This is a genomic window from Serratia sp. 506_PEND (assembly GCF_001076875.1).
Classification (GTDB): domain Bacteria; phylum Pseudomonadota; class Gammaproteobacteria; order Enterobacterales; family Enterobacteriaceae; genus Serratia; species Serratia marcescens.
Genome location: NZ_JVEL01000641.1, coordinates 1 through 8,529, shown reverse-complemented (window position 1 = coordinate 8,529; position 8,529 = coordinate 1). Strand labels below are relative to the sequence as shown.

Annotated in this window: 9 protein-coding genes; all 9 read left to right on the top strand. The window is 61.5% G+C overall.

Annotated elements, in window-relative coordinates:
• Positions 1-1,380, top strand: a 1,380-nt coding sequence (gene terL, locus ADK28_RS29060) for a phage terminase large subunit (RefSeq protein WP_048797453.1), incomplete at its 5' end; no start/stop codon positions are given.
• 8 nt (positions 1,381-1,388) lie between these two features.
• Positions 1,389-2,984: a DUF935 domain-containing protein gene (locus tag ADK28_RS29055; protein WP_048797452.1), complete on the top strand. Its 1,596-nt coding sequence runs from the start codon at positions 1,389-1,391 to the stop codon at positions 2,982-2,984.
• Positions 2,977-4,245: a phage minor head protein gene (locus tag ADK28_RS29050; RefSeq protein ID WP_053093521.1), complete on the top strand. Its 1,269-nt coding sequence runs from the start codon at positions 2,977-2,979 to the stop codon at positions 4,243-4,245. Before ADK28_RS29055 ends, ADK28_RS29050 begins: the two co-directional genes overlap by 8 nt.
• Positions 4,242-4,781, top strand: coding sequence for a phage virion morphogenesis protein (locus ADK28_RS29045; protein ID WP_048797451.1), 540 nt, complete (start codon positions 4,242-4,244; stop codon positions 4,779-4,781). The genes ADK28_RS29050 and ADK28_RS29045 overlap by 4 nt, the downstream gene beginning before the upstream one ends.
• 226 nt (positions 4,782-5,007) lie before the next feature.
• The gene (locus tag ADK28_RS29040) at positions 5,008-6,144 is read left to right on the top strand and encodes a phage protease (protein ID WP_053091658.1); all 1,137 of its coding nucleotides are present in this window, start codon (positions 5,008-5,010) and stop codon (positions 6,142-6,144) included.
• 2 nt (positions 6,145-6,146) lie between these two features.
• The gene (locus tag ADK28_RS29035; protein ID WP_048797450.1) at positions 6,147-6,545 is read left to right on the top strand and encodes a hypothetical protein; all 399 of its coding nucleotides are present in this window, start codon (positions 6,147-6,149) and stop codon (positions 6,543-6,545) included.
• A gap of 11 nt (positions 6,546-6,556) precedes the next feature.
• Positions 6,557-7,465, top strand: coding sequence for a Mu-like prophage major head subunit gpT family protein (locus tag ADK28_RS29030; protein WP_048797449.1), 909 nt, complete (start codon positions 6,557-6,559; stop codon positions 7,463-7,465).
• A complete protein-coding gene (locus tag ADK28_RS29025; protein WP_048797448.1) occupies positions 7,465-8,082 on the top strand; it encodes an HI1506-related protein in 618 nt (205 codons plus the stop codon). The genes ADK28_RS29030 and ADK28_RS29025 overlap by 1 nt, the downstream gene beginning before the upstream one ends.
• Positions 8,083-8,093: 11 nt before the next feature.
• Positions 8,094-8,529, top strand: a 436-nt coding sequence (locus ADK28_RS29020) for a gp436 family protein (RefSeq protein WP_048797447.1), incomplete at its 3' end; no start/stop codon positions are given.

Sequence of the window (8,529 nt, the reverse complement as noted above, 5' to 3'; positions counted from 1 at the left end):
GTCACGCAGCTGTTTACGCTGTGGTGCATCATCCGTGAGATTAAGCACTTCCCGGTCATCATTATGGATGCCATTGAGCAGGCCTACCCGATGCTGGAGACCATCAAGGCCGAGCTGGAGTTTAACCCGCGCCTGCTGATGGATTACCCGGACATTGCCGGCAAGGGCCGCGTGTGGAACATGCACACCATCCTGACCCGCAACGACATCAAGGTGCAGGTCGCCGGCTCCGGCAAGCGTCTGCGCGGTAAGCGCCACGGACCGTACCGCCCTGACCTGGTCATTCTCGACGACATTGAGAACGACGAGAACGTCGAGAAGCCGGAGCAGCGCGACAAGCTGGCCAACTGGCTCAAAAAGACCGTGCTGCCGCTCGGCGGGCCGGGCCTCAAGATGGATGTGGTCTACATCGGCACCATCCTGCATTACGACTCGGTGCTGTCGCGCACCCTGGCGAACCCGTTTTGGACCCGCCGGCGCTTCAAGGCCATCATTGAGTGGCCGGTCAATATGGCGCTGTGGGACCAGTGGGAGGAGATTTACCGCAACAACGGCGAGGCCGGAGACTGGCTGGCGGCAGCGTTCTACCAGGAACACGCGGCCGAGATGAACGAAGGCGCGGTGGTGTCCTGGGCGGCGCGCCCGCTTATCGAGCTGATGAAAATCCGCGCCCGTGACGGTCATGGCACCTTTGATGCCGAGTACCAGAATGACCCGGTCAGCGGCGAAGATGCCATTTTTGCCGGCGAAGGCGTGTTCCACTTCTGGGTCAATCGCCTGAAGGAATGGGTGTTCTACGGCGCGTGTGACCCCAGCCTGGGGCTGGCCGGCAAGCGCCGTGACCCGTCCGCGCTCCTGGTCGGCGGCATCAACCGCGAGACCGGCGTACTCGATGTGGTCGAGGCGCTCATCCGCAAGCGCCTGCCCAACAAGATAATCAGCGACATCATCGAGCTGCAGCGGCAATACCGCTGCCTGGTCTGGGCGATTGAAGCCGTCCAGTTCCAGGAGTTCCTGCGCACCCAACTGGTTGAGCAGTCGGCGAAGCTCGGCATACCGGTGCCGGCACGGGCGGTAACGCCGCATTCTGACAAGCTGCTGCGCATCGAATCGCTGCAGCCGCATATGGTCAATGCGCTTATCCGTCTGCATAACAGCCAGCACACCCTGATTGACCAGCTCAAACACTTCCCCAAGGCCGATCACGATGACGGGCCGGATGCGCTGCACATGCTGTGGGCGCTGGCCGTCAGTGGTGCGAGCCGCTATGAGTTTCAGTCGGTGCGCGGTGATGACGACAGCCGCCGGGACGACAGGGAGCGGCGCGGCCGCTGGGATAACGACGATGACGACGACAGCTTCCGCCGTGGAGCCTATTAGGAGTGAACATGGCAAAATCCGTTCAACTGGTTGACCAATACGGCAACCCCATCAAGGCTGAAGCGCTCAAAACCCCGCAGACGGCGGAGTACGTTAACCTGCGCCGCACCTTTGCCGATCACCCGTCACGCGGGCTGGATATTCGCAAGCTGCCGCGCATCCTGGAAGCGGCCGAGCAAGGCGACCTGCGGGCGCAGTCCGACCTGTTCTGCGACATGGAAGAGCGCGACGGGCACATCTTTGCCGAGATGTCCAAGCGCCGGCGTGCGCTGCTGACGCTGGACTGGGCCATCAAGCCCCCGCGTAACGCCACGGCAGCCGAGAAGGACATGACCGCGGCCCTCGTGGAGTGGTTCCAGGACCTGCCGGAGTTCGAGGCGTTTGTCCTGGATGCGCTGGATGCCATTGGGCATGGTTTCGCTGCGCAGGAGATTGAGTGGGATTTCAGCCAGAAAATCTGGTTTCCCAAAGCCTGGCACGCCCGCCCGCAAAGCTGGTTCAAAACCCCTATCGACAACCGCAACGACCTGCGCCTGGACGATTACAGCGTCAATGGCGCGGTGCTGCAGCCGTTCGGCTGGGTGGTTCACCGTCACAAGGCCAAGGCGGGCTACGTGGCGCAGACCGGCCTGCACCGCGTCTTGTGTTGGCCGTACCTGTTCAAGAACTTCTCCGTGCTTGACCTGGCGGACTTCCTCGACGTTTACGGCTTCCCAATGCGCGTTGGCAAGTACGGCGCGGGAGCCACCGAGCGCGACAAGTCGACGCTGCTGCGCGCCCTGATGCACATCGGGCGCGACGCGGCCGGCATCATCCCGGATGAAATGAGCGTTGATTTTCACGATGCGGTCTCGGGTGATGCGAAGAATTTCCAGGTGATGCTCGATTTCTGCGACAAGACCATCTCCAAGGCGGTGCTGGGCGGCACGCTTACCTCCCAGGCTGACGGCCAGACCTCCACCAATGCGTTGGGCGGCGTGCATAACGAAGTGCGCCATGACCTGATGACCTCCGACGCCAAGCAACTGGCCAGCACCATCACCCGCGACGTGCTCTATCCGCTGCTGGTGCTGAACGGCTACCAGGTCGACCCGCGCCGGATGCCGAACTTTGCTTTCGATACCCGCGAACTGCTGGACTTAAAGCTGTTCTCCGAGTCTCTGCCGACCCTGGTCGATATTATGGATATTCCCGCCGCCTGGGCGTATGAGAAAAGCGGTATCCCGGTGCCGGAAGAAGGCGAAGCGATACTGCGCCGGCCGGCATCGTCCGTGCCGGCGGCGGTCTCGCAACAGCTACCGGTTGATACCGGCATCTCCGTCGCCGCCCTGGCGAGTACGCTGCCGGCACCGGCAGAAGAACCCGCCGACCCCGCACAGCAGGCAGTGGACAGCGCGCCAGGGGCCGTGTTTGCGCAGAATGTCAGCGCTGCCCTGGGCGATATGCTGGCGCCGCTGATGGCGGCGCTCTCCCAGGGGCAACCGCCGGAGGTGGCCATGGAGCAGTTGCTGGCGCTCTATCCGCAGATGAGTACTGCCGAGCTGACGCAGCTGACCTCGCAGGCGCTGTTTACCATGGACGTCTGGGGGCGGCTCAATGAGTGATGTCGATTTGGGGTACGCCATCGGGCTGAAGCCGGCGGAGGCCATCAACTATTTTCAGGCAAAGAACTTCACCCTCGGCTTCAACTGGCACGACGTTGAGGCCGAGAGCCATGCTTGCGGCTTCACTGTGGCCGGCATCATGAAGATGGATGTGCTGGGCACCATCCACCAGAGTCTGCAGGCGGCGCTGGAGAGCGGCCAAAGCCAGGCGAGCTGGGAGAAGACCGTGCAGCCGGTGCTGGAGCAAAAAGGCTGGATGGGCAGCGGCCTCAAGGCTGACGAGGACGGCGTGCTGGAAGGCAAGCAGCTGATGCCGTATCGGCTGGACACAATATTCCGCACCAACATGCAATCGGCCTACATGGCCGGTCAGTATCAGCAGCAGGTGGCTAACGTCAGTTTTCGTCCGTACTGGGAGTATGTGGCGGTGATGGACAACCGCACCCGGCCGGCGCACGCTGCACTCAACGGCCAGACGTTCCGCTGGGATGACCCGTTCTGGGATGCGTGCTACCCGCCGAACGGTTACCGTTGCCGCTGCCGCGTGCGTACCCGCTCAGAGGCGGACATGAAAGACCATCCCGTCGGCGTGCTGTCGAGCGAGGGGCGGATGCAGGTAGTGCAGCAGCCCTGGGGTACCGACGGCACGACCCGGCCGGTGATGGCCTACAAGGACCCCAAGACCGGCAAGTTGTTTGCGCCTGACCCCGGTTTTGGCCACAACGCCGGTCGCACCTACCTCAGCAGCCTGGGACAGAACCTGCTGGAGAAAGCCACAGTGGCCGAGCCTCAGCTGGCGGCCCGCGCCCTGCGCGAAACGCTGGAAGAGCCGATGCTGCGTCAGCATATCGGCCGCGACGTGACGCGTTGGCAGCAGCAGATTGCGCAGCACCCTGAGTTTGCCGCCGATCGGCGCTACGTTGGCGGGCTGTCGCCGCAATTGCTGGATGCGCTGCCGTCGCGCCAGGGCAAATCGTCATCGGCGACCATTGCCCTGATGGGGCAGCAAGTGGCGGAGACACCGGCGGAAGCGCAGCCTGACTGGGCGCAGTTGCCGGACCTGTTGTACTCCCCGGATGTGGTGGTCTGGGATGCGGCGGCGCAGCTGCTCCACTACGCTATGGACAGCGAAACGGACGCGCACGTGGCCACCGTTAGCCTGGCGGACGGTCAGCCACAGGTGGTGAAGTCTGGCCCGCTGGGTGCGACTACGCGGGCGCAACTGACCGGCTTGCCGGTCTTGTCGGGAGGGNGGAAATGATTGAGATCAAGGTAGATGTCGCCGATCTGCAGCGGCGCATGGCTCACATGTTAGACTGGCTCGCGCACCGCGAGCCGCTGATGCGGGATGTAGCGGCACAGCTGCATGAGGCCGTAAATGAGAACTTTGCCCAGCAGGGGCGACCGGCCTGGTTGGGACTAAAGCGCATAGAATGGAAAGGCGTCAATGATAAGCACAAAATCCTGCAGCTTTCCGGGCGACTTATCAGCAGCATTGTTGAGCGCAGCGATAATGACTCGGCCACCGTGGGTACGAATGTGGAGTATGCGGCTATCCATCAGTTTGGCGGAGATATTAAGAAAGCAGAGCGGCAGCATTCCTTGTATTTTAAACGCAACAAAAATACGGGGGCATTGAAGATGTCGAAAAAACGTTATGCCGATGCACGCATAGATGCCACCATTGGTGCGCACACCTTCACCATGCCTGCACGCCCCTTCCTGGCGCTGACCGACAGCGACGAAGAGAAGATCGCCACCACCGTCTCCGAATACCTGTTTAAGTCCCTGTTGTAGCCATTATTCTAAAACGCGCTGTATCGCTCACAGTGCGTTTTTCTCATTTTGTGGTAGGGTTGTTTGCCTGTTACCCCGCTGAGAAAATTTAAACGGGTTTTAAACGCCTTCCTGCGCGTGTTGCTATCACCTTTCCGTTAGTTGTATCAATTCCTTTGCCATAACCTGATTTGCCCCTCACCGCGTTCCACTCTTCCGTTATATGTTGCCTCGCCATACTGGCCGCATGAAAACGACCCGTATCGCCTATTGCTCACAAGAAATCACCGGCACCGGCAATGAGTTCATGCTCTTCCCAGCCGGTGAGTTTCGTGCCATCGACGGTCGCCCGGCGGAGTGTAAAAGCTGGGTGATGAACGCTGCTCTGGCGCAGCGGTTGATTGCCCAGGCGAAGGCCCGCAACGTCGATTACGTCACCGACTACGAACACCAGACCCTACGTGCCAAAGAGAACGGCCAGCCTGCACCGGCATCGGGCTGGTTCCATGACCTGGAGTGGCGCGAAGGCGTCGGCCTGTTTGCGGTCAACGTCACCTGGACGGCGGCGGCGGCAGCGATGATTGCCGGCCAGGAATACCGCTATATCTCGCCCGTTTTTACCTACGACAAACACGGCAACGTGACCGGTCTGCTGCATGCCGCACTGACCAACACCCCCGCGCTCGATGACATGGAGGCCGTGCTGCTTGCGGCCGCATCCCTGTTAATGAGCGCACCAACAGAGGAAGCACCAATGGATGATGATTTGTTAGAGCGCCTGCAATGGCTGCTCAACCTGCCGGTGGGGTCGACGATTGCCGACATCATCGCACAGCTCGACAAAATCAAGTCTCAACTGGGCACGGCCGCCGCCGGCTTTAGCCTGGAAACCTACCTGCAGAAGAGTACCGACAGCATCGCGGCATTGAGTCAGCGAATTGATGCCCTGAGCAAACAGGCACCGACCGTGGATTTGAGTCAGTACGTGCCGGTGTCGGTGCTCAATGAGACCGTTGACGACCTGCGCGGGCAGATTGCTGCGCTCTCAAGCCAGCAGCAAGGCGACGAGCTGGAGACGCTGATCACCGCCGCGCTCTCCGACGGTCGCATCGTCGGTAAAGGCATGGAGAGCTGGCTGCGCGATTTGGGCAAGACCAACCCGGCAGCGGCGAAAAGCTATCTCGACACCGCCAAACCCATTGCGGCGCTGACGCAAATGCAAACCACCACGACAACCATTCGCCGCGAACCAGACAGCGAAGACGCGCCGTCCAACCTGGACGCCGATGTCCTGGCCGTCTGCAGCCAGTTCAGCAGTTTTGGTGTTGACCCGGCCAAGGTCTCTCTGGAAGCGGACAAATTAGGCAAACCACAAGGGGCTTAACCATGACGGCAACCACCAACGATCGCAATACCCCCTCCCGCATGGGCGACATCGTGGCCTTCAAGGTCGCCGCCGGTGAGCTTATCCCCGCCGGCACCATGGTCTGCATCAATGCCGCCGGCTTCGCGGTCAGTGGCAAGCTGGCGGCAGACCTGGTCTACGTCGGGCGCGCCAATGAACGTGTCGACAACACCACCGGACAGGATGGCGAAGTCCTGATTGAAGTTCAGCGGGGCCGGATGTTTGCCTGGGCGAACGACGGCACGGTCACGCAGGCCGAGGTCGGCAAAAAGGTCTATATCGCGGACAACCAGACCGTGCAGAAAGCGGATGCGGGGGCCTCCTCCGCCGGCTACTGCGTATTGATTAATGACGATGGCGTCTGGACTCAGAGCTTTTAAGGAGCAGTAACATGATTGTAAACCGCAGGAACCTTGACCTGGCGTTTGTGAACCTTCGCACCATTTTCAACAACGCCTTCAGCACCGCCGAGACCCAGTGGCAGAACGTCGCCATGCTGGTCCCGTCGACCACCGGCACGGAAGATTACGCCTGGCTGTCTGATTTTCCGCGTATGCGCGAATGGATTGGCGAAAAGACGCTGCGCTCGCTGGCCGCGTTCAACTACTCGCTGAAAAACCGCGACTTTGAAGCCACGGTGGAAGTTGACCGCAACGACATCAAAGACGATCGCCTGGGCATTTACGGCATCAAGGCGCAATCCGCCGGTCAGTCCGCCGCGCTCTGGCCGGACGAGCTGGTGTTCGAGCTGGTGAACAAGGCCTTCGAGACCCGCTGCTTTGATGGGCAGTACTTCTTTGATGCCGATCACCTGGTCGCCGGCAAGTCGGTGTCCAACATGTTCACCAAGCCCCTGTCGATTGCCTCCCAGGCCGAAGCGCGCGCCTCGTTCGGCGCGGCGCGTACCGCCATGCGTAAATTCAAAAACGACGAAGGCCAGCCGCTGAAGGTCAATCCTAACGTGCTGCTGGTGCCGCCGGCGCTGGAAGACATCGCCAACACGCTGATGACCACCGACCGCCTGGAGGACGGCAAGCCGAACCTCTACAAGAATGCGGCCAAAGTGGTCGTGAGCGATGAGCTGCTGTCCGATACCGCCTGGTATCTGCTGGACACCACCAAGCCGGTGAAGCCGTTCATCTTCCAGGAGCGTGAGAAGCCGGAGTTCGTGCAGCAGACCAGCATGGACTCGGACGCGGTGTTCCTGACCAAGAAATTCCGTTTCGGCTGTGAGGCCCGTGGCGAGTCCGGCTTCGGTTTCTGGCAGCTGGCCTTTGGTTCAACCGGAGACAATAGCTGATGCCTGTACGTATTACCGCTAAAGCCGAGGGGTTTCGCCGCTGCGGCATCGAGCACGCCTGCAAGCCCGTCACCTGGCCGGATGACCGCTTTACCCCGCAGCAGCTTAAACAGCTGCAGGCGGAGTCGATGCTGATTGTCGAGGTGATTGGCCCTGATGTGGTCATTCAACCCTTGGCACTCGCTGTCCATCTTCCTGACACGGCAGACGGCCTGCAGAGCCTCTATGACGAGGTGAAACAGCGCTTGCTGGCGTTGGGCGCTGAACCGGAGCCGGTGCCCACGCTGGAAAGCCTGATTGAACAGGCAGACTTTGCCACCCTGCAGGGCCTGCGTCATACCCTCAATGCTCACCTGGTCGGCAGTGGYGAGGTGCCGGAGCTGCTGGCGCTACGAGACGACATCAACCAAGAGTTGCAGGCGCTGGGGTACAGCGACCCGGCCACGCCGGCAACGTCGACCGATGCTGCCGGCGCTGATACGGGCGAGCCAGGTACTGGCGATGGCGCAGCGGCAGGCGGGAGCGATGCCGGCGGTGCCGACAGCGCCGAGGCAACGCCGCCGGCGTCTGTTAAACCGGTTTCAACGACCGGTAAAACCGGTCGTAAAGGCAAGTAACGGGAATCGGCATGGGATACGCAACCTATCAGGATATGGTCGACAGCTTCGGGGAGCGCGAGGTGCGCCTGCTCAGCGATCGGGACAACCTGGGGCAACCCAACCCGCTGGTGATTGAGGAGGGGCTGCTGCGCGCTGACGGCGAAATCGACGGCTATCTGGCCGGGCGCTACACCCTGCCGCTGCGCGACGTGCCGCGCGTGTTGATTGGTATCGCGTGNGACATTGCGCGCTATCGCCTGACCGGCACCGAGCGCCAGGAGAGCGAGGTTATTCTGGAACGCTACCGCTTTGCCATCCGCTACCTGGAGAAGGTAGCGGCCGGTTTGGTGACGCTTGGCACCGGGGTGACCACCGGCACGGTGGTTGAGTCCGCCGACACCAGCGTGCAATACAGTGTCGGCGCACCGCGTCGGTTCTCCCGCAACGATACCGACGGAGGGGCGT